General features: G+C 36.6%; 20 protein-coding genes and 1 pseudogene. 5 read left to right on the top strand and 16 right to left on the bottom strand.

Going from position 1 to position 21,226, the window contains the following annotated elements:
• Positions 1-120: 120 nt before the first annotated feature.
• The 10 genes and pseudogenes from lepB to AC1M36_RS11895 all read right to left on the bottom strand — a co-directional run bounded on the left by lepB (position 121) and on the right by AC1M36_RS11895 (position 10,516).
• A complete protein-coding gene (gene lepB, locus AC1M36_RS11940; protein WP_241817557.1) occupies positions 121-693 on the bottom strand; it encodes a signal peptidase I in 573 nt (190 codons plus the stop codon).
• Positions 694-750: 57 nt separating this feature from the next.
• The gene (locus tag AC1M36_RS11935) at positions 751-1,344 is read right to left on the bottom strand and encodes a TVP38/TMEM64 family protein (RefSeq protein ID WP_336450938.1); all 594 of its coding nucleotides are present in this window, start codon (positions 1,342-1,344) and stop codon (positions 751-753) included.
• Between the two features lie 226 nt (positions 1,345-1,570).
• The gene (locus AC1M36_RS11930; RefSeq protein ID WP_336450937.1) at positions 1,571-2,158 is read right to left on the bottom strand and encodes a competence protein ComK; all 588 of its coding nucleotides are present in this window, start codon (positions 2,156-2,158) and stop codon (positions 1,571-1,573) included.
• A gap of 312 nt (positions 2,159-2,470) precedes the next feature.
• Positions 2,471-2,674, bottom strand: coding sequence for a cold-shock protein CspD (cspD, locus tag AC1M36_RS11925; protein WP_336450936.1), 204 nt, complete (start codon positions 2,672-2,674; stop codon positions 2,471-2,473).
• 298 nt (positions 2,675-2,972) lie between these two features.
• On the bottom strand, positions 2,973-4,250 hold the full coding sequence (gene aceA, locus AC1M36_RS11920) for an isocitrate lyase (protein WP_336450935.1): 1,278 nt from the start codon (positions 4,248-4,250) through the stop codon (positions 2,973-2,975).
• 22 nt (positions 4,251-4,272) lie between these two features.
• On the bottom strand, positions 4,273-5,862 hold the full coding sequence (aceB, locus tag AC1M36_RS11915) for a malate synthase A (RefSeq protein WP_479845907.1): 1,590 nt from the start codon (positions 5,860-5,862) through the stop codon (positions 4,273-4,275).
• Positions 5,863-6,070: 208 nt separating this feature from the next.
• Positions 6,071-6,181, bottom strand: a pseudogene (locus AC1M36_RS11910) (S-layer homology domain-containing protein); the annotation flags it as partial.
• Between the two features lie 42 nt (positions 6,182-6,223).
• The gene (locus AC1M36_RS11905) at positions 6,224-7,135 is read right to left on the bottom strand and encodes a DMT family transporter (protein WP_336451016.1); all 912 of its coding nucleotides are present in this window, start codon (positions 7,133-7,135) and stop codon (positions 6,224-6,226) included.
• A gap of 353 nt (positions 7,136-7,488) precedes the next feature.
• Positions 7,489-8,709, bottom strand: a complete 1,221-nt coding sequence (locus AC1M36_RS11900; RefSeq protein WP_479845906.1) for a L,D-transpeptidase family protein — start codon at positions 8,707-8,709, stop codon at positions 7,489-7,491.
• 544 nt (positions 8,710-9,253) lie between these two features.
• On the bottom strand, positions 9,254-10,516 hold the full coding sequence (locus AC1M36_RS11895; RefSeq protein ID WP_336450932.1) for a M48 family metallopeptidase: 1,263 nt from the start codon (positions 10,514-10,516) through the stop codon (positions 9,254-9,256).
• A gap of 296 nt (positions 10,517-10,812) precedes the next feature.
• Between AC1M36_RS11895 and AC1M36_RS11890 the strand changes: the two genes are divergently transcribed.
• Positions 10,813-11,397, top strand: a complete 585-nt coding sequence (locus AC1M36_RS11890; protein WP_336450931.1) for an SCO family protein — start codon at positions 10,813-10,815, stop codon at positions 11,395-11,397.
• Positions 11,398-11,687: 290 nt separating this feature from the next.
• Here AC1M36_RS11890 and AC1M36_RS11885 read toward each other — a convergent pair whose 3' ends face one another.
• From AC1M36_RS11885 to AC1M36_RS11875, 3 genes are all read right to left on the bottom strand, one after another.
• A complete protein-coding gene (locus AC1M36_RS11885) occupies positions 11,688-11,861 on the bottom strand; it encodes a hypothetical protein (protein ID WP_336451019.1) in 174 nt (57 codons plus the stop codon).
• A gap of 16 nt (positions 11,862-11,877) precedes the next feature.
• Complete coding sequence (locus tag AC1M36_RS11880) at positions 11,878-12,177, bottom strand: hypothetical protein (protein WP_336450930.1); 300 nt, start codon at positions 12,175-12,177, stop codon at positions 11,878-11,880.
• 235 nt (positions 12,178-12,412) lie between these two features.
• Positions 12,413-13,240 (bottom strand): CPBP family intramembrane glutamic endopeptidase, encoded by an 828-nt coding sequence (locus AC1M36_RS11875; RefSeq protein WP_336450929.1) that lies wholly within the window; start codon positions 13,238-13,240, stop codon positions 12,413-12,415.
• A 141-nt stretch (positions 13,241-13,381) separates the two neighbouring features.
• Between AC1M36_RS11875 and AC1M36_RS11870 the strand changes: the two genes are divergently transcribed.
• Both AC1M36_RS11870 and AC1M36_RS11865 read left to right on the top strand, forming a co-directional pair.
• On the top strand, positions 13,382-14,083 hold the full coding sequence (locus tag AC1M36_RS11870; protein WP_479845905.1) for a response regulator transcription factor: 702 nt from the start codon (positions 13,382-13,384) through the stop codon (positions 14,081-14,083).
• Positions 14,084-14,092: 9 nt separating this feature from the next.
• Positions 14,093-15,853, top strand: coding sequence for a sensor histidine kinase (locus AC1M36_RS11865; RefSeq protein ID WP_479845904.1), 1,761 nt, complete (start codon positions 14,093-14,095; stop codon positions 15,851-15,853).
• Positions 15,854-16,049: 196 nt separating this feature from the next.
• On the opposite strand, the gene AC1M36_RS11860 is transcribed toward AC1M36_RS11865, so the two are convergent.
• A complete protein-coding gene (locus AC1M36_RS11860; protein ID WP_336450926.1) occupies positions 16,050-17,063 on the bottom strand; it encodes an asparaginase in 1,014 nt (337 codons plus the stop codon).
• A 161-nt stretch (positions 17,064-17,224) separates the two neighbouring features.
• On the bottom strand, positions 17,225-18,130 hold the full coding sequence (locus AC1M36_RS11855; RefSeq protein WP_336450925.1) for an AraC family transcriptional regulator: 906 nt from the start codon (positions 18,128-18,130) through the stop codon (positions 17,225-17,227).
• A gap of 277 nt (positions 18,131-18,407) precedes the next feature.
• Here AC1M36_RS11855 and AC1M36_RS11850 point away from each other — a divergent pair, with 277 nt between their 5' ends.
• Entirely contained in the window at positions 18,408-18,893 is a 486-nt protein-coding gene (locus AC1M36_RS11850) for an RNA polymerase sigma factor (RefSeq protein ID WP_479845903.1), read from the top strand.
• A 5-nt stretch (positions 18,894-18,898) separates the two neighbouring features.
• Complete coding sequence (locus AC1M36_RS11845; RefSeq protein ID WP_479845902.1) at positions 18,899-20,020, top strand: anti-sigma factor; 1,122 nt, start codon at positions 18,899-18,901, stop codon at positions 20,018-20,020.
• A gap of 68 nt (positions 20,021-20,088) precedes the next feature.
• On the opposite strand, the gene AC1M36_RS11840 is transcribed toward AC1M36_RS11845, so the two are convergent.
• Entirely contained in the window at positions 20,089-21,198 is a 1,110-nt protein-coding gene (locus AC1M36_RS11840) for a metallophosphoesterase (RefSeq protein ID WP_479845901.1), read from the bottom strand.
• Positions 21,199-21,226: the final 28 nt, after the last annotated feature.

The following is a 21,226-nucleotide window of genomic DNA, read 5'->3' as shown; positions in this document are numbered from 1 at the left end:
GAACGTTAGTTTGATATCATCCTTGTATTATAACACAAAAAAACAGGAGCTAGCAGGCTCCTGTTTTTTGTCGTTATTTGCTGAATAGTCGATATCTTTTGTTGAATCGCCGATAAAATTTTATTTATGATTCCCCTTTGAAAAGTTCGTCTGCACTTCATTAATTGGCCAATAACGTAAATCCACTTTCCCAACAACAGTATCTGCTTTCACAAAGCCAAAGTGTCTGCTATCCCAGCTGCCGAGACGATTATCACCAATTACAAAAATAGACCCCTTTGGAACAGTCTTTTCTCTCGTTAATTCTTCTAACGTAAAGTCTCCTGTCAACTGTCGGCCTTCCGCTTGCCTCTTATAGGTCTCCAAATAAGGCTCATCCACAAATTGGCCGTTTATATACAACTTATCATGCTTATATTCAATATGATCACCTGGTAAACCGATAATCCTCTTTACGTAATCCTCTTTCTTATTTGCATGAAACACGACAACATCAAATCGGTTCAACTCCCCAACTTGATAGCTAACCTTATTTACCACAAGCATATTTCCATCTTGAAGTGTCGGCATCATTGACTTCCCCTCTACAACATACGTTGAGAAGAAAAACGTTCGAAAAAAAACAGCTAATAGCACGCCTATAAGGATTGTCCTCATCCATTCTAGGCCTTCTTTTTTCAAAGCTCGCTTCATCTGCCTCTCCCCTCACCCTTTTCTATAATGGAGCCTTACTTACAGTGCAGACTAGTCTTAATGTAGTTCTAGCTTTACTTCAATCTTCTTACCGACATACCATAAAATAAAAATAACACCTATCACAATAATTGTTTTCACCGGCTTATAAATAAAAGAAGTTAAATCATGCCCAATATAACTTAAAATAAAAATCATGACTAACTTTCCAAGCGCTAGTGCTAACACAAATTGTCGTCTACTAATACGTGATAAACCAGCCACAACATTAATAAGTGCAGACGGTGTAAAAGGAAAACAAAATAAGATAAAAATAGGTGCGAACCCTTTCCGTTCAATCCATCCCATCGCTTTGCGCACTTTCGGGTGTTTATTCACAAACGAGAAGAACCGACCTCGTCCAAAACGGCGAATAACCGAAAATACAAGTAATGCACCAAGAACCGACCCAAGCCACGAATACAAAAATCCAAGCCATAACCCGAAAGCAACTGCATTCGCCATCACAAACAAAATGAGTGGCAGCGCTGGGATAATCGCCTCCACCATCGGCAAACCAATACCAAGGAGCGGCCCAAATGCCCGATAACTCGCTACAATTTGCTCCATATTTTCTTCTGAAAAATACTCTTTGATTGTTTGAAAATCCATTCTACAATTTGCCCCTTTATAATATCCTATCCCTATACTTTATCATTGCTTGTCAGAAAGAGGAAATGGTAGATACGACATATGGAGATGTATTTATTAATGTTCCATATTTTTATGTAAAAATCCTTTATTATTATTGTATGATAATCTATCAATATTTGACATGGTTTTACATATTGAGAAATAAAAAAAGGATGGTTATCCCACCCTTTCCACTTATAAGTTATTATTCCTTTATGTCTTCTTCTTTCACAAGATACGCTTTTTCATAGGCAGGCTTTAGCGCTGATTCATCTTCCTTATCGACCTGCTTAAACTGAAGTGTTCCTTGTTTATTTTTGCGATCCTCATACTCTGTTCGTAGTTTTGCGGTTCGATTTTGCTGATTCTCAAAACTGTTCTTTGATATTTCTAATTTCACTGCGAGACCGTTAATGAATCGAATGATTAGATTACCATCTGCTAGTTCTTTATTATTTGCAATATGAAAGTGCGACAACCATGCACATTCCTTTCTAGAATAAGAATACGTAGGAAAAAAGTAAAGCTGATCTGTCGGGCTAATTGCAATGGGTGCTTTATGTGTAATACGTGTCAACTCTTTTGTACCGTCTTTTCTACCTAAGAAGCTAGATCCGTGCTTGCGACAACTTCGTTCCACAATATCAAGAGGCTTTTGAAACATGAAAAAACTGTCTTCTACTTCAACTACTCGCGTTACAATACGTTTTTCACCTAAAATAACTGGAAGTAAGGCCATAGTTTTCTTGTTTACAACATAATTTTCAACATAGCGTTCTGCTTGTTCACCCATCCTACACTCGCTCCTTCATTATTTTTCTTACAATTCATAACAGCAGCTGCATGGATAATTGTATCACTACAAAAAACAAAATTGTTCATTTTTTCAAATATTTTACATTTTCTTATAAAACTTTAAAATTTCATTATATTTCTTCATACAAATATCCGTATAAAATCCACTTATTCTCTTAACTTAAAAAGATGGATTGCTATAGAAAAATGCAATCTTTTCTTTTTGAAATATTTGTAACATAGTAAAATAACCCTAAGCGCACAAAAAAAGGATGGCATAAGCCATCCTTTTTTATCACGTACTATAAAATTATAGTTTTACAACGTTTTTAGCTTGAGGTCCGCGGTTGCCATCTTCGATTTCGAAGCTAACTTTTTCGCCTTCTTCTAGAGATTTGAAACCTTCAGTTTCGATTGCAGAGAAGTGTACGAATACATCGTTTCCGCCTGGAACTTCGATGAAACCGAAGCCTTTTTCGTTGTTAAACCATTTTACTTGTCCTGTTACTGCCATAATTATTTCCTCCTAAGAAAATACATATTTTTTTAGTTTTCATACATAAAAAAAGAATCCACACATTATCAAATACGAAACATAAAACAGTTCTCACATACTTTTTCTCGTTCGTTTTCAGCACTTGATAATATATGGATTGCTTGATTTAGTTATTCAACTGAGATAATCATAGCATACTTAAAATAGAATGTACAATATTTTTTGAAAATATTCCTTTCTAAATTTTTACAACACTATCAATCGATTTCCTATATGAAAAACAACAGGTGCCCTTAAAGGACACCCGCTTCAGCACTTATTTTGTAAACTGCGCCTCTTCCGTAGAACCTTTCAGGGCCGTTGTAGAAGATGTTCCGCCTGTAATCACTTGTGCTACTTCGTCAAAGTAACCCGTTCCAACTTCGCGTTGATGGCGCGTTGCAGAGTAGCCGTGCTCTTCTGCTGCAAACTCAGCTTGTTGCAGTTCAGAATACGCTGCCATGCCGTGCTCTTTATAACCACGCGCTAATTCAAACATGCCATAGTTTAATGAATGGAATCCAGCTAATGTTACGAACTGGAATTTGTATCCGTATGAAGCAATTTCTTTTTGGAAGGTTGCGATTGTTTTTTCATCTAATTTTTGTTTCCAGTTAAAGGATGGTGAACAGTTATATGCTAGTAATTTCCCTGGATATTTCTCATGAATTGCTTCCGCAAAACGCTTCGCATCTTCTAAATTAGGTTCAGATGTTTCACACCAAACAAGATCTGCATATGGCGCATATGCTAAACCGCGCGCAATTGCTTGATCAAGCCCTGCTTTCGTCCGGTAAAAACCTTCTGGCGTTCTCTCTCCTGTAATAAATTTTTGATCAACTGGATCAATATCACTCGTAATTAGATCGGCTGCATCTGCATCTGTTCTTGCTACAATAATTGTTGGCACACCCATTACATCCGCTGCTAAGCGCGCAGAAATTAAATTACGTACCGCCGTTTGCGTTGGTAGCAACACTTTTCCGCCTAAATGTCCGCATTTTTTCTCTGAGGATAATTGATCTTCAAAGTGCACGCCTGATGCACCTGCTTCAATCATACCTTTCATTAATTCAAACACGTTTAATTGTCCACCAAATCCCGCTTCAGCATCCGCAACAATCGGTACAAAATAATCTGTATCACCGCTGCCTTCCATGTGCTGAATTTGATCCGCACGTTGCAGCGTTTGATTAATACGCTTTACAACAGCTGGTACACTGTTCGCTGGATATAAACTTTGGTCTGGATACATGTGCCCGGATAGATTAGCATCCGCTGCCACTTGCCAACCACTCAAGTAAATTGCTTTTAATCCTGCCTTTACTTGCTGCATCGCTTGGTTTCCTGTTAACGCACCAAGCGCATGAATATAATCTTCTGTATGAAGCGATTGCCAAAGTTTCTCCGCCCCGCGGCGTGCTAATGTATGTTCAATATCAATTGATCCGCGAAGACGAATTACATCCTCAACAGAATAAGGACGCGTTACCCCTTTCCAACGCTCATCTAACTCCCAGCTTTCTTGTAATTTTTGTACTCTTTCGTTTGTCATCTCTTCCATCCCCTTTTCTTTTTTATAAAATTTCATAACCCGGTAATGTTAAAAATGTTTCAAACTCATCATTACGTACTAAATCAGTAAATAATTTTGTCGCTTCTACAAATCTACCTTTCTCAAATTGCTCCTTGCCAATCTCTCGTTCTATTTTCGCTAACTCTTCTGCCTTAAACTCTTCTACTAAAGCAAATGTAATGTTACGGCCGTCATTCAGCTTCCCGCCTTCATGACGAATCCATTGCCACACTTGCGCCCTTGAAATTTCTGCCGTTGCTGCATCTTCCATCAAATTGTAAATCGGTGCTGCCCCGCGGCCGCTTAACCACGATGCAATATATTGAATACCAACGCTAATATTCATACGAAGCCCTTCTTCTGTAATCGTTCCCATCGGTACTTCTAATAAGTCCTTTTCTGTTACATAAATCTCTTCACGTTTTCTGAAAATTTGATTCGGTGTTTTCATAATGTGATCGAACACTTCCATCGCAACCGGTACGAGTCCCGGGTGGGCAACCCAAGTCCCGTCATGTCCGTCTAAAGCCTCACGTTCTTTATCCATACGAACTTTTTCAAAAGCAACTTCATTTGCTTCCGGGTTATTTTTAATCGGAATTTGTGCTGCCATTCCGCCAATTGCTGGTGCGTTCCGGCGATGGCACGTTTGAATTACTTTTAAAGAATAGTTGCGCATAAACGGCGCTGTCATCGTAACTTGCGCCCTATCTGGAAGTAAAAATTCATTATGGTTACGAAAAGCCTTTAAGAAGCTAAAAATATAATCCCAGCGTCCACAATTTAGTCCTGCTGAGTGGTCACGAAGCTCATATAAAATTTCATCCATTTCAAAAGAAGCGTGGATCGTTTCTAATAATACAGTTGCTTTAATCGTTCCATTCGGAATCCCGATATATTTCTGCGCAAAAATAAAAACATCATTCCATAATCTCGCTTCCAAATAGCTTTCCATTTTCGGTAAGTAAAAATATGGCCCGCTTTCTTTTTCTAATAATGTTTTTGCATTGTGGAAAAAGTACAAACCAAAGTCAACAAGGCTACCTGACATCTTTTCCCCATCAACTAACATATGTTTTTCCTCTAAATGCCAACCGCGTGGACGAACGATAAGTACAGCTGTTTTATCTCCTAAACGATATTCTTTACCGCTCGGATTCTTATATGAAATCGTTCCCTTCACCGCATCTCTTAAGTTAATCTGGCCATCTATCGCATTATGCCACGTCGGCGAGTTCGAATCTTCAAAGTCTGCCATAAAAAGATATGCACCTGAATTTAAAGCATTAATCACCATCTTACGATCTACTGGACCTGTAATCTCCACACGACGATCTTCTAAATCTTTTGGAAGCTGGGCAATCGTCCAATCTCCAGCACGTATATGTGCTGTTTCTGATAAAAAGCTTGGAAACTCCCCTGCCTCAATTCTTTTTTGCTTTTCCACTCGTTTTTGCAGTAAATCTTTGCGGCGTGTATTAAAATTCTCATGCAGCTCTTTTAAAAAAGTGAGCGCTTCCGGTGTCAAAATTTCTCCATACGCCGGTAATATTTCTCCAACGAGTGTAACCCGTGAAGTTTGTGTCGACATATTAGCATCTCCTTTTCAAACTGTTTTATAACAGATTTGATTTTATGTTTTATATTATATAACAAATTTTCAGAAAAGGAAGGAGTTTTTTGAAAATTTAACTTATTTTTTTGTGAAGCACCGGTTTCATCTACGTATTCAAACATCAAAAAGGCAGGTGTTATACAACACCTACCCTCTTTTATAAATCTGATCTATTCACTGTTTCTTATTCTGCAGAAGGATCATTTATAATTGCATTGTATAAAAACTGCGCATATTGTTCACGCGTTACAAGCATTTGCGATTCATACTTCCCGTCACCAGTTCCTACTACAACCTATTCCTTATTATTATTTTGAATTTCTCGAATTTTACTACCTCATCCTTTAGAGTAAACTTTCTCTTCCTGGCATACCACTTCATCTTCTGATTTTCGAAAAGTAAACGCCATCCCAACAAAAATAAGGATAATCCCTACTATCTGCATTGTAGTCGGACGAAAACCTGTAAATACTGTATCAAGTAAAATAGCCACTCCAGGATCTAAAAAGACTAATATAGAAATTAAACGTGTTGGTAAATCTCGTAAACTATCAAAAAATAAATAATAAACAAAACCAGTATGAATCAGTCCTGTCGCTGTAATTGCAATCCAATTACTTTGCGTCAAACCTTGAAATTCTCCAAAGTCTACAAATGGTAATAATAGAAATATGCCTAAAAAAGTTTGCAAAAATGTCATCGCATATGCACTTGTTTGTTTAATCCCTTTCCCCAATAAAGTGGTAAATGCATAAAACAACGCTGCAAGAAGTGCCCAAACCATCCCGGAAGACATCAGTTTCTCTATAGAAACACTCCCATCCACACCTGCGACTAACACAGTGCCACCAAAACAAATCAGAATCGAAATAATAGATAACATTGTTAATCTTTCTTTAAATACGACACTCCCAATCATTAATACAATAATTGGTGCAAGATGATACACAGAGATCGCAATCGTCACTGACATGACCTCAAAAGCTTTAAATAAAAACACCCAGTTAAAAACAAGAAAAACGCCGCAAGCTAGTATTTGTAGTACTTCTTTTCTGTTCCACTTCTCTTCTTTAAATTGCCCTGTCGCAAGCCAGCATAACGCTAAAAATATAGTCGCACAAATACAGCGAACAAATACCAATTCAAATGATGGTAAATTTGTTTTCACTGAAAAAAATCCGATGGAGCCAAAAATAGACATCGATATGATCATTTTTATAGCTGGCAATGATTTTGTTTGGAATAACATATTTGTCATGCTCTTTTGAAACAATATAAACAACCCCCATTAATTTAAAACATACATCTCCGCTCATTTTTCCTTAATATTCTTAACTTTCATTTTACACTACGAGGAATAAAATGTAAAAAAAAGTCATATGAAGATACTTGAATATCCATAATGCTAACCAATTCTGTTCTCTAAAATTAGCTCAACTGCTGGCGCAAGAAACATATTCTTAAGTAAAGTGAAGCTTTAACTAGTGGGTCCTATCACCTGCGAATAGCGGGATAAAATGAGTAAAACAAAATAACACCACGACACATATAGCGTTGTGGTGTTATTTTGGTATTATTTATATGTATGTAATCTGATATATCTTAATAATTACCTAATTCACTCTCTGGAGTTTGGATGATAACTGGTTTTTTAGCTGGATCAAGCCATTTTAAAATATCAATCATCTCTTGTTTAGATACACCTGTACATCCAGCAGTCCATGTATGAGATATATGAAAGAAAATTGCACTCCCTTTACAAGGAATACGTTCAGTATTATAGTCGATCACAAAACCATAGTCATATGCTGGAATATTCATGTTTTCAGCGCTTTTCCAACGTCCATTTACAGGTTTTTGTTGTAATGTGTTATAGAGTTTTGAATTAGAGTCATCCACCCACACATCATTTGGTTGTATTTTATGATAAGGAAGCTTAGTCCCAGGGTTCTGATAGCGCCCAAACGCCATACCAACTGTATACTTCCCTCTCGGTGAACTCATTCCACCTTCTGCCATCGTATAAGCAAAGCCATTGCGTCCAATATATACTGACACATCACCATTCACTGGATACCATTTATTACTTCGTTTCTCGAATGTTTGAATTTTTGCCTTACTCGTTCTATAATCACTTGCTGTCACAAGAATAAGCTGTTGATTTTCTCCTATTGTCGATAAATAATCAGCATCATTGTTAGCAATCCATCTACCACTATTCTCAAGGTAATACCTTGTTCCGTTCACCTTTGTCCAGCCTGTTGCCATGTCTCCACCTTGGTGCAGATAGTACCAGATTGAACCGTCAAAATACCAACCTGTTCGCATTGCTCCATCCGGCTGAAGGAAATACCATTTTCCGTTCACCTTTGTCCAGCCTGTTGCCATATCTCCACCTTGGTGCAAATAGTACCAGGTTGAACCGTCAAAATACCAACCTGTTCGCATTGCTCCATCTGGCTGAAGGAAATACCATTTTCCATTCACCTTTGTCCAGCCTGTTGCCATATCTCCACCTTGGTGCAAATAGTACCAGGTTGAACCGTCAAAATACCAACCTGTTCGCATTGCTCCATCTGGCTGAAGGAAATACCATTTTCCGTTCACCTTTGTCCAGCCAATAGCCATAGCTCCATTGGTATGTACGTAATACCATTTACCATTATCAAATTTCCATCCAGTTACTTTCTTATTATTAGAATCATACCTATTATCTCCTACGATCCTTTGCTGATTCCCTCCTGTATTTACTTCTGCAAAATTTTGTATAGGGGCTATTAGTAAACTTCCTACTACACCTAGCAAGACAATCATTTGTTTCATTACATGACTCCTCTTTTTTGGTTATTTGTATATTATTTTAATAGGATTATATTATATAACTAATTATACCATACGTACGATAAAGCGAAACTTTAATCAGTGGGGGTTTTCTTCATCCCCCACTGATTATTAGTTGAACCAATCGGGCTTTTACGGGCAGTTGATCCCCCACCTATCTTCCTCGTTTTTCTCTGAATCTTGAGGCGGGGGTCTTACTGCCCGTTAATGCGGGATAAATCATATGGTGCTGAATGAACTTTATCTTACCTAGCACTTGCAAACATAAGAGCATTAGACGATAAAAAAGAATAGTTTTATATCTTTCTAATCTATACTTCTATCAATCCATTTCAATTCTCTAGCATCTAAATAACGGCTCTGGAAACAAAAACTATCCCACGCTCATTTTCTCTTTCTGTTTTCACACGGCACGGGGATAAAAAAGGTCCTGACCGCTTCTACGCATGAGCGGACCCTCCCACCCAAAAAGAAAGGTTTGGATATTATATTCACATAAATAAAGAAGCAGCTCACTCGCTGCTCCTCATTTCTTCTGCTTATCATACTCCTCAAACGCATGAATTCTCTCAAATATCGGCGGGTGTGTATATAAGAAAAACTTCACTAGCGCCGGCGGATTCACTTGACTTAATCCTGTTTTTGATAAATATTGAAATGTTTTCACACCAGATTTTCCATCCTTCGTCATATCTAACGCATATTGATCAGCCGCTCGCTCTTCTATGCGAGATACATAGTTAGATAGCGGACTCACCGCAAAAGATAATACGGAAGAAATCAGGAAAAACAATGGTAGAATGGAGAAACATGCTACTTTTGAAATTTGTAATGTTTCTCCCCATTTTCGTACACACATGTTTATAATGCGGTAAATCAAATACATCCCTATAAATGTTAATACAATATAACTCGCCACGCCCCAATATATATGTTTCATTACGTAATGCCCCATTTCATGAGCCATAATAAATAAAATCTCTTTATCTTTCAGTTGCTGGAGCGTTGTATTCCATAATACAATTCGGGAATTCGATCCAATTCCTGTTACATACGCATTTAGCGCGTTCGTTTTCTCCGACATATTCACTTCATATACATGTTCAGCTGGAATATGTGCCCTGTCAGCAATTGCTAAAATCTTCTCCTCTAGTTCTTTATTTTGTAATGTAGAAAAGTCATTGTATAACGGATCAATTAAAACCGGCTGTACAAACGTTAAAAAGATTGTAAATGGCACAGATAAAGCCCAGCCCGCTAACCACCATCGCTTTGGAAATTTATGAATCAGCCATAAAAGGACAGAGACGATGAGTAACATTGTAATATAATTAACCCAAAAACTGATCACATGATCTTTGATCCAGCTCGCTGTTGATTGTGTTGAAATGCCGTAATCAATTGAGATTTGATGCCCCAGCCATTGCAGCGGTAATGCAAGAACAGTTGTAAGCAATGATAGATAGAAAAGATAGATAGCGACTTGAAGTACCCGTACTTTTGCTGTTTCCTTTGACCATTTTTCAAAACGATTTGACACCCCTAAAACAAGAACAAACAATAAAATAATCCATTCAAGAGGCGTCGCTAAAAAAAAGAGTAAATTTTTCACACGTGAGTAATCCTGACTTAATGTAAGTTCCTTCGCGTTCATAAACGTTTGTGGATCAGCACTTGTTCCTTTATACGCATCTGGAATAATCTCATGATTCCATCCAAATAAATACCAATATATAAATAGTGCAAAACCAACGTACAAAAAAAGTGACCATTTCACAACCTTTTTCACATTACTACCTCCTCTATGCTGCCTGTCTCTTATTATTGTAAGTTCGTTCTTCCCAAAATAGAACAAGCTAATAAAGTGAAACTTCCATCAGTGGGGATTTTTTTCTATTCCCACTGATGGTTAGCCCTCACCAATCGGGCTTTTACGGGCAGTTGATACCCCACACCCTGAATACTGAGGTGCGGGATGTTACTACCCACAAATAGCGGGATAACCGAATTGTCATGCAATTTTCATTCCCTTCAAAAAAATTATCGGATTTTTCTTATAAAATGAAACTGGGAGGGGATGGAAAAATGAAAAGAATTTATATTACTTTTACATTAGGTTTAGTCATCGTAATTGGAATTGGAATTTACTATTTTACAGATTATCGTAAAGCTTCTGCTGAAATACCAAGCGGGATTGTTATGGAAGATGTGAATGGTACGACGCTATCTTTTGATCAACTACCGAAGAAACTTAAACTCGTAGAATTTATATACACAAAATGCCCCGATATTTGCCCTGTTACGACATACAAAATGAAACATTTACGAGACGAATTAGAAAAGGAGAAACTATTTGGTAAAAAAATCGAATTTATCACAATTACCATTGATCCTAAGTTCGATACAAAAGAAATTTTAACTACATATTCCAATACATTTGAAATGCAAAAAACAAAAGGCTGGCACTTACTTCGCGGTGATGTAGATGAAACAAAACAACTAGCAGATACATTTAACTTTCAGTACCGCGACCCTGGAAGCGGGCTCTATATTCATACTTCGAACTCCTATTTACTCGATGAAAATGACCGTTTAATTGAAGTTTTTGGTATGGGGGAACGTGGATTTAACAGCAAAAAAGTGCTTGAGAAAATTAAAGATGCATTATGAAAAAGGTAAATGTTACAAAACTACAAGAAGAAACATGATGAAATCCACAGGGTTAGTTGGTGTGAAATGATAAATGAAATTTTATTGGCGATTTTTTCAATATATCGATCATTTCTCAACATATATCGGCGATTCGACAAAGGATATCGACCATTCGGCAAATAACGACAAAAGCAAGTGTCTACTAGATCTTGTTTCCCAATACGCTGCAAAACCTCTTCTGTGATGAGAAGAGGTTTTTTCTATTTATTATGCTACGAATTTAACAGCCTATCCATTCTATTATTTCTCTACATTTTCTTCAGCTCATATGTTGGAATCAGAAACTCGCTCATGATCCAACAAACAAGGCCGAAACCACTTATATATTTCCCGTATTCATAATGGTTTACATACACTTTTCCTACAATAATTAGGATAAGTCCAAGTAAAACAACAACATATCCAATTTGTTTTTTCGACAATATCAATCAGCATCCTCTATTGAAAAATGTTAACGAAAAAATTAAGATCTTGAAAAGAAATGGAGCTATATTTCATAATTCCTTGTACAGCTAGAAGTAGTATAAGACCAAGTACACATATATAATTAATTCCATCTTCACTTCTTTTCTCAACTACAATTCCACCCGCAATACATAGCAGTCCTAGAAGATGAATTGCTAAATAAACAAAAAAGTATGCTTCATTCCAGTGAATTCCTACATTCACTGTCGTAATAACAATTAAACTCACCATAATCAAATAAAACAGTTTATTTGACCCTATCGTTTCATTCATAGAATCAGATACATTCCTTTCTATATAAATATTATTTGATTTTCAAACACATAAATCGCTACTATGAGAACAAAAGGTGACCTGCACTCGTTTTCTACCTTTGTTTTCACGCGGCATGGGGCTAAAATAGGCACTGACCGCTTCTATCCATAGACGGATTCTCTCTCCCATCTAAAAAGAAAGGGTTTATATCTCTTTTATTTTTCGTTATTCAATAAATTCTATGTTATCAAAACTATAATTCTCTCACTTTATTTGCGTATACTACCGGCACCTCTTTACTCATATAACGACGATTCATAAACAAAAAGACAAGCACGAAATTTAATCCAATGATAAAGATAATAAGTCCTGTTAAAAATGGCGTATAAGTAGAAAAATCTGCAAGGCTCATCTTTTCTTCTTTACTGACCATAAAAGATGTAATAAGTACAGTAGCGTTATTTAACATATGAATGGTGATAGGCATAAGTAAACTTTTCGTCCGCATGTATACAATTGTTAAAACAATACCAAACACAACAGCACCAAGAAAATCAATATGGAAGCAACCAAAGAGAAGCGCTGCAACGATCATCCCTTTTCCTGTTCCCCATTTCGCTGCAAGGCGTTGGAATAAAAAACCTCTAAATACAAATTCACATATAATGGGAGCTACCAAAACGATGATTATATATTGATATATGTATCCACCCGTATTGCCTATAATAGGTTCATTTAATATATCTATAATAAAATTTGGTGTAATCCACGTAAAACTATACATATATAATACGAGGTACCCATAACTAAAAAGGCATAGCATTCCTGTAATCATCAAAACTTGTAAAAAATTAAATGATTCTCTTCTATTCATAAATACAGTAAACGGAACACGATGACGCTTACATTGATAGAATAACCAAACGGATGGAAATACGTATAGTACAAGTATGCTTGTAAAAGAAGAAAGTGATATATGAAATGTATTCTCTAGTACTTGTTTACCAATACGTTCAATCAAAACAAGTAGTGTAAATACAATTAAAAAATATCTGGCTCGCATTGAATAAAACGGATTCATCCTCATCTCCTCCCCTATGTTACATTTATCATATCATTCCAATCTTATTTTTAAGCTAAGAAAACCTTAAATTTTCCTTAAAAATCCCATAACTTACAAGAAAATGTTATGATAATCGATGAAAATAGGGGGCGATTCAGATTGTATCATGCAAATATTTTACTTGTTGATGATGAAACAGCAATTCTACAACTATTAACTACGATTCTACAAAAAGAAGGTTTTTCCCATATTACAACGGCTACTTCCGCTGAAGAAGCTTTACTCTTAGTGGAGAAAAATCATTACGATTTAATGATTTTAGACGTCATGCTTCCAGGACAATCCGGTTTTGATATTTGTCCAATGATCCGTCAAAAAACTGACTGTCCAATTTTCTTTCTAACAGCTAAATCATCTGATTTAGATAAAGTAGCTGGTTTCTTATATGGGGCAGACGACTATATTACAAAACCATTCAATCCGCTTGAAGTTGTCGCTCGTATGAAAGCACAGCTTCGAAGACATATGAAACAAACGCCGCAACCAACAAAAGAACATACCCTTTCATTTGGGAGATTCCAAATAGATAAACATGCTGCTGAATTAAAAGTAGATGGAGAAATTGTTGAATGTTCAGCTCAGCTCTTTCAACTATTGTTCTTTTTCTGTGAGCATCCAAATTACGTATTTTCAAAAGAAGAGATATACGAAAAAGTATGGGGAGCCCCTGCTTATAACGGTGATGACAATACCGTTATGGTTCATATTCGAAAACTACGTGAAAAAATCGAACTTGATCCAAGTAGCCCGAAGTATATAAAGACTGTTCGTGGACTTGGTTATAAGTTTGTTGCAAAGTAGGTGACGGCTATGAACTTAAGTAGAAGATTGATTATCCAATTTATTATCCAGCATATTTTTGTCTTATTTACTTTACTCATTGTAGTAATCGTCGCTTTCGTCTACCTCGGTCATCTTTTTAGTACGACTCTTTATGAGCCAAATGTTCCGGAGTTTGATGACTTTACTATTTCTCAATACGTTTCTTCAGAAAACGGACGCGTTACATTAAGCCCCGAAATAAAAGAAATGATTGAAGAAAAAAATGATTGGCTTCAAATCGTTGATGAACATGGAAAAGTACTTTATGACTTTAATACTCCGGAAGATGTTCCTGGTTCTTATACAAAAACATCATTAGTTGCTTATTTACAGCACCATATACAGACTCCTTATAAATTGACGTATTGGAATATTGAATTAGAGGAGAAAAAAGGAATTGTGATTTATGGTGGGGAGTTAAAAAGTAGTACTTTACTTCAACAGCTAAAACAAGAACACGGTGCACCGTTATCAGCTGCGTTTTCTTTAACAGAAAAAGAAAAGAAACAACTTACTAAAGAAGGTGCTACGCTGCAAATATTTAACGCAAAAGGAGAAGAGATTTTTGCTTATCCAAAAACAAAAAGAAAATCCTTTTCAGCCATCCAAGCTGTACTTTCTGAAAAAGAACCTTGGAATCATAAAGAAAATATCTCGAGTTTGTATAATCCGGAAGATCAAACCTTATTTACTATAACAGTAAAAAATAACCATTATTATCCATCTGATATAAATGAAGATGTATTAATCAAAAAAATATTAATAGGATTTGGCGTTATTATTTTAATCGCGTTTGTCTACCTAGTTATTCTTTCTATTTGGTACGGAAGAAAATTTGGCAAGCCACTATTGCATGCAATGCGATGGCTCAAAAATATAGCTAGCGGAACATACGAAGAACCTGTCAGTAAAAAAGGAAAACTAGTTCGCTTCCGGCGCTCTGGTAAGGAAAAATGGTCATTCCGTCTTTTTAAAGACGTAACAAACGCGCTAGAACACCTCACGATTACACTCAAAAAAAATGAGTCAGTACGAAAAGTAATTGAACAAACACGTGAAGAATGGATTACCGGGCTCTCTCATGATTTAAAAACGCCGCTAAGTTCTATTTACGGATACTCTCTCTTACTAGAATCGAAACAATATAGCTGGAATGATCATGATATTCAAGAATTCGGTCGTATTATACGAGACAAATCTCAATATATGACAACATTAATTGATGACTTAAGCTTAACGTACCAATTGAAAAACAATGCGATTCCCTCTCAATATGCCGAAGTAGAGATTAATCAATTTGTTCAAAAAGTCTTATTACAATTTATTAACAACCCAACACTTCAAAATCAAAACATAGAATTTGTTCCTAGCTCCAGTAGCATTCATTATTCTATTGAAGAAAAATGGTTCCAGCGCATCATCGAGAACTTATTAGCAAATGCAGTAAAACATAATAATGAAACAACAAATGTCATTGTAAAACTTGGACAGGATAAACACTCTTTCACACTTTCTATTTCTGATAACGGGAAAGGAATGGATGAACAAACGAAAGAACTTTTATTCGATCGATACTATCGTGGTACAAATACAGAAGAAAATAACGATGGAACTGGTCTCGGCTTAGCGATCACAAAACAACTTGTTCTGGCGCATAAAGGTACAATCGCTATTGAAAGTGAAATTGGAAAAGGCACATCTATTACGATGGTGTTTCCATTCTCGCCTAACGACAAAAAGGCTTCCTAGTATGTAAATCTAGGAAGCTCTTTTCTATTTTCGACTCATATAATAACAACACTTTATTTATCCCGCTATTTTAGGGCAGTAAGACTCCCACCTCAAAGTTCAGCAAAAACAAAGAAGTTAGGTGGGAGATTAACTATCCTTAAAAGCCCGATTGGTGAGGGCTAATAATCAGCGAGAGATTAAGAATCCCCATTGATTAAAGTTTTACTTTATCTAATCTAAACACTTCATGAACAGCACCTACTTCAATGTCCCCATCACTTTTCATAATCGTTGGACGCAGCGTACGAAGTCGAGCTATTGTTTCTTTATTCGTATACTGAATTTGTTCTAAAATAGAGGCAACAATATTAGGCCATACATCTTCTGAACCATCCAGCACTTTTAATGCAAAACCGAGCTGCTCTTCTTTCAAGCCAAAACAGTAAACCCCCTTTGCCCCGCCTTTTGCTACAATGTTTGGATCTTCCAACAAAGTAGAACAAATAAAATTTTCAGAAGCAACCATCTTATATTCTTGATTCATAACACTTGTCATTCTCTCTACCGCATTTCTCAAAGTAACGTCATCAATTAAATGCGGACACGCTAACTTTAAATACGTAATTGCCATATTGCGTAAAGGAATAGCAAACACAGGAACACCACACCCATCTACGCCAATATGTATATCAGAAAGTGGACACTCAGATAAATATGATAGAATATCTAGTATTTTAAGTTGAAGTGGATGTTCTCTTTCCCAGTACCCTTCTATCGGATATCCTAACTCGCGACATACAGCGATAAATCCCATATGTTTACCAGAACAGTTATGATATAGCTTTCGTTTCTCTAGATTTTGCCATAGCATATCTTCTTTTGGCTTCGCATTCAATGGATACGAAGCTGGACAAAACAATTCATTTTCATTGATTAACAGCTTTGTTTTCATTGTCTCCAGTGCTTCAATATGGTAGCTTTCCCCGCGATGAGAAGCTGTAAGTAAAGCTGCTTCCCTCTTCGTAAGACCGTACTTACGATCAATTTCTGCAAGAATAGCAGGCAGCGCTTGAATCGGTTTCGCTGCGGAACGAAAATATGCTTTATGTTCTGCATTACCTACCTGATATTTCACTTCTTTTTTCTCATCCACACCACATATTACACCTACATGAATATTTTCTAGCAAATTAGCCCTTGTTTCTTCTACTAAAAATTCGTAATTCATTTCTCCTATTCCCCTCCCATATGATTCGTTATATACCCCTTTTTTCTACAACAGTATCGTCATCGTAACAATGAAAATTAAATATTGTCAATATTACAAAAATAAACAGACTCTATACACAAAAAAGTTCCCTAGAAATCTAGGGAACTTTTTTCTTCTTATTACTGTTTCTTCTGCACTGGCAACCAAATTTCAACTTGTGCAAACTCACTCTTATCCTCATGACAACGCTCATCATATAACTCGAACTCTGTAACCCCAGCATGCTCATATCCTGAGTGCGGGAACCACTCTGAGAAAATCGCATTCCACGTTTGTTGAATGGAGGATACCATTTCTTTATGTGGCACTTTTGGCGTTGTAAATACCGCATACGTCGCTTCCGGGAACGTGCGCTGCGCTAATTCATTTGGTAACCCATCAAAACTTGTTACTTCCATTCCAATAATATAAGTGAAATCTCCTGTTTCTAAATTGAAATCCGTGCACATTCCAAGCTCTACATATTGGTCGGTATGTTTACGATTTGTAATGTTACTCGCAAGATTATTTTTTAAATAATGATCCCAGAACACTGGAATATCTTTCATGTTTTTCCCTTCTTTATTAGACGTCTTCATCTCATATCCAGCTACATAAAACACCGGTTTTTTTTCAATACGAAATTCCATTTGTATTCCCCCTAAATATGGATTGAACTTCCGCTGCTTCACATTTGCTTTATAATACATCGGTGTCTGAATCCCTTGCTTTCGGTAGCTACTCGGTGTCATCTGAAACAACTTTTTAAAGGCACGAATGAACGTTTCATGAGATTGAAAGCCGTGTTCTAATGCGATATCAAGAATTTTTTCGTCCGTATGAGAAAGCTGATAAGCTGCCCGGGCTAGCCTCCTCTTCCGAACATACTCCATCACAGTGTCGCCTACTAACGCTTGGAATACGCGATGAAAATGATACTCCGAGAATCCTGCAATACGAGCCAAATCACTTAATGTTTGTTTCTCCATTACATCTTCCTCAATATAATTAATTGCTTTTTGAATTTGCGTTTCATAGCTTTCCATCTCTGTTCACCCGCCTTATATGTATTATGATAGAAGAAAAGACAATTGTTTTCTTGACGTTTTTTGCTTTTATCCCCCCATTAACAGGCAGTAAGACCCCTATTCAGCAAAAGCAAAGAAGCTAGAGGGAATCAACTGCCCGTAAAAGTCCAATTGGTGAGGGCTAATAATCAGTGGAGGATGAAACTCCCCACTGATTAAAGTTTCACTTTATTTTACAGAAATTTGTAACTTTTATAAATGAAATTCGTTGTTATAAGTGAAGGGAGGGAAATTAGTGAAAAACAAGCAAACACTTGAACAAATTTACAAACAACATATGCATGACCTTTTTCGCTATCTTCTCTCCCTAACAGGACACTTCCACTCGGCAGAGGATTTGATGCAAGAAACCTTTTATCGGATGCTTATCCACATTGATTATTATAAAGGTGAAGAAATTAGGCCTTGGTTATTTACAATCGCCTACCATGCTTTTATTGATTGGAAGCGGAAAGAAACAAAACAAAAAACAACGATGCTAGAAGATTTTCACTTACCTGATGTTCCAAGTACAGAACACGCCTATCTTACAAAATATGAAATTACAGAGTGGCTAGAGCGCCTCTCCTCTCTTCCCATCGCCAGGCGAAATGTTCTCTTACTAAGAGATTACTATGGATTCTCCTATAAAGAAATTACGGAGATGACTAGTCTTACATTAGCAAAAGTGAAAATCGAACTGCATCGTGGCCGAAAAGAAATGCGACCAGCAAAGGAGTGATACAAATGACTTGTATGAAGTGCAAAGATCTTTGGAAGAAATATGAACAAAGTACCATTACACCTGAAGAACAAGGAGAATTAGAAAACCATATTGAAACTTGTACAATATGTGAAGCATATTTAGACAAACTACTTGCAGAAACAGAAAAAAGAAAGAAAAAACTCCCACCGGTCTCGAATGTTCAAGTTCCTTTTTGGAAGATTAAGTGGAAGCATCGTTTGCACATTCTTGCTTTCCTACTTGCGGTTTGTATGGTCATATATGCGGTTGGTGGTGTCTTATCTTCTATCTATTTTCAATTTAACAATGAACAAAAACTAAAAGAAGTTAGAGACCTCCCTGCACTTGCACTAGAAGCAACAATCCCAAATAGCCGAGTTACCGGCGGAGGGACGAAAGTAGAAGCCTTTTTTCGTACAAACGGTACAATCAATTTAGTCAAAACAGTTGGTAAAGAGGAATTTAAACTTGGTACAGTCCAGATTGATAGTTTTCTTTCATCTGTACACGTAGAACAAAAGTGGGCTGATACAGCATATCAACAAAACCTTTTCTTTGTTCATCCGAAAACGCAACAAATTGAACATCTAAAAGAAAATACAAAAAAAGTGTGGGAAGCACTGCAAAAAGTACCTGATGGAACCGTAGCGGAACTCGCCATTTCTTTTGATAAAGCTTACACATTGCAAGAGTTAGAGCCTATTCTTTATAGTGTGTTCGAAGCGCAAGAAATACCGCCAACACCTGTATGGTACGCTTTAGATACAGGATTAGAAGCAAAAAAGGAAGAAGACCTCCGTCTCTCTAGTTTTGAAGTTTTCGGATTCCCAAAAGACTTACATTTTCATAACCTTGAAACAAAACAATTGAAAACAACAGAAGAAAAAGTAATCGAAATGATGCGCATTTTATCACAACATAAAGAAACCGTAAAACGAGTTGCGCGGCGCAGCAGTGAAGAATTAAATCTACAAAAACAATATCAATATGTGAAAAAAAATGGTGTCAAAGTTTACGGCATTGTCATTACTGGCCCAACGAAAGAATTAGTAAAATTACAAAATTCACCTCATGTACGTGATGCTACTCTTGGAGATATTGAGTTTTGGAATTGGTATAATTGATTTGTAAGTGGTTTTCGTCTATAAAAAAAGGGAACTACATATCTAAAATGTAATTCCCTCTTCTCTATTCACCCAAACATAACCTCAATCTGAATAACCTCCGACCGACTACCAAGCCGTAGCGGTGGTCCCCAAAAACCAAATCCAGAAGAAACAATCGCATGAAATGTTTCCTTTTGTAAGTATCCCCAGTCTAGTTCATACATTCTTCTCGTAATAAGGTGGTTTGGCGCCATTTGTCCTCTATGTGTATGACCTGATAATAGTAAATTAACGCCTGCTTCCTTCGCTTGTTTTAATTCAAACGGCTGGTGATCCATCGCGATAACAGGTAGTGATTGATCTACTGTAATCATAAGTTCTTCAAAACTCTTTCGATCTCGCTCTGTTTTATCTCTTCTTCCAACGAGATAAAAACTGTCTTCCACTTTGATTACTTCATCTAACATGATATGGACATCTATCTTATCCATCTCCTGTAGAAATTCCGGAATGGCTCTTCCGTAATATTCATGGTTTCCCAGCACACCGTATGTACCAAGAGGCGCTTTCATCTCTTTCATTACTTGCCCCATGTTTTTCTTAATGAATTCTCCTGGATGATCATCAATAATATCTCCTGGTAACAAGATGATATCTGGCTTCATTTCATTTACATGATGCACTAATCTTTTTAAATGCGAAAGACCTGACAATTTGCCAAAATGCATATCGGAAGCCATTGCAATGCGAAGTGTTTTACGACCTTTTGCTTCTTTTGGTATGTGAATTTCATATTTTCGAACAACCGGATTATATGCGTTAAATGTTCCATAACCGAATATGAAAATGAACATACTAAGAGTCACAATCCCTGTCCACATAATAACTGTATCTATCGGTACTGCGAATGGTTGCAAAATGAATACTGCTATATCAGCGAGTGGCAACAAGATAATTGCATATTGTATGACCGCAAACCAATAGGAACCAATTGTCCTTAAAAAAGGTAGAAATTTGAATACCTGAACAATTAAATACGCATATGAAAATAATCCAACTATCGCGGCGTAATACCCCCACGATTCCCAGCCGAAAGTCGCTTGAAGCCAAACCCATCCGTTCCATCCAATGTAAAACATCAGTAATGTATATAGAATGAAAATAGTAACTATATTAAAATATCGACTAATCTTCACAATGTGCCTCCTTTTCTATTTCTTTTAT

The sequence above is a fragment of the Bacillus sp. Medicinal_06 genome (assembly GCF_056711665.1).
This window is presented reverse-complemented; position numbering and strand designations above follow the sequence as displayed.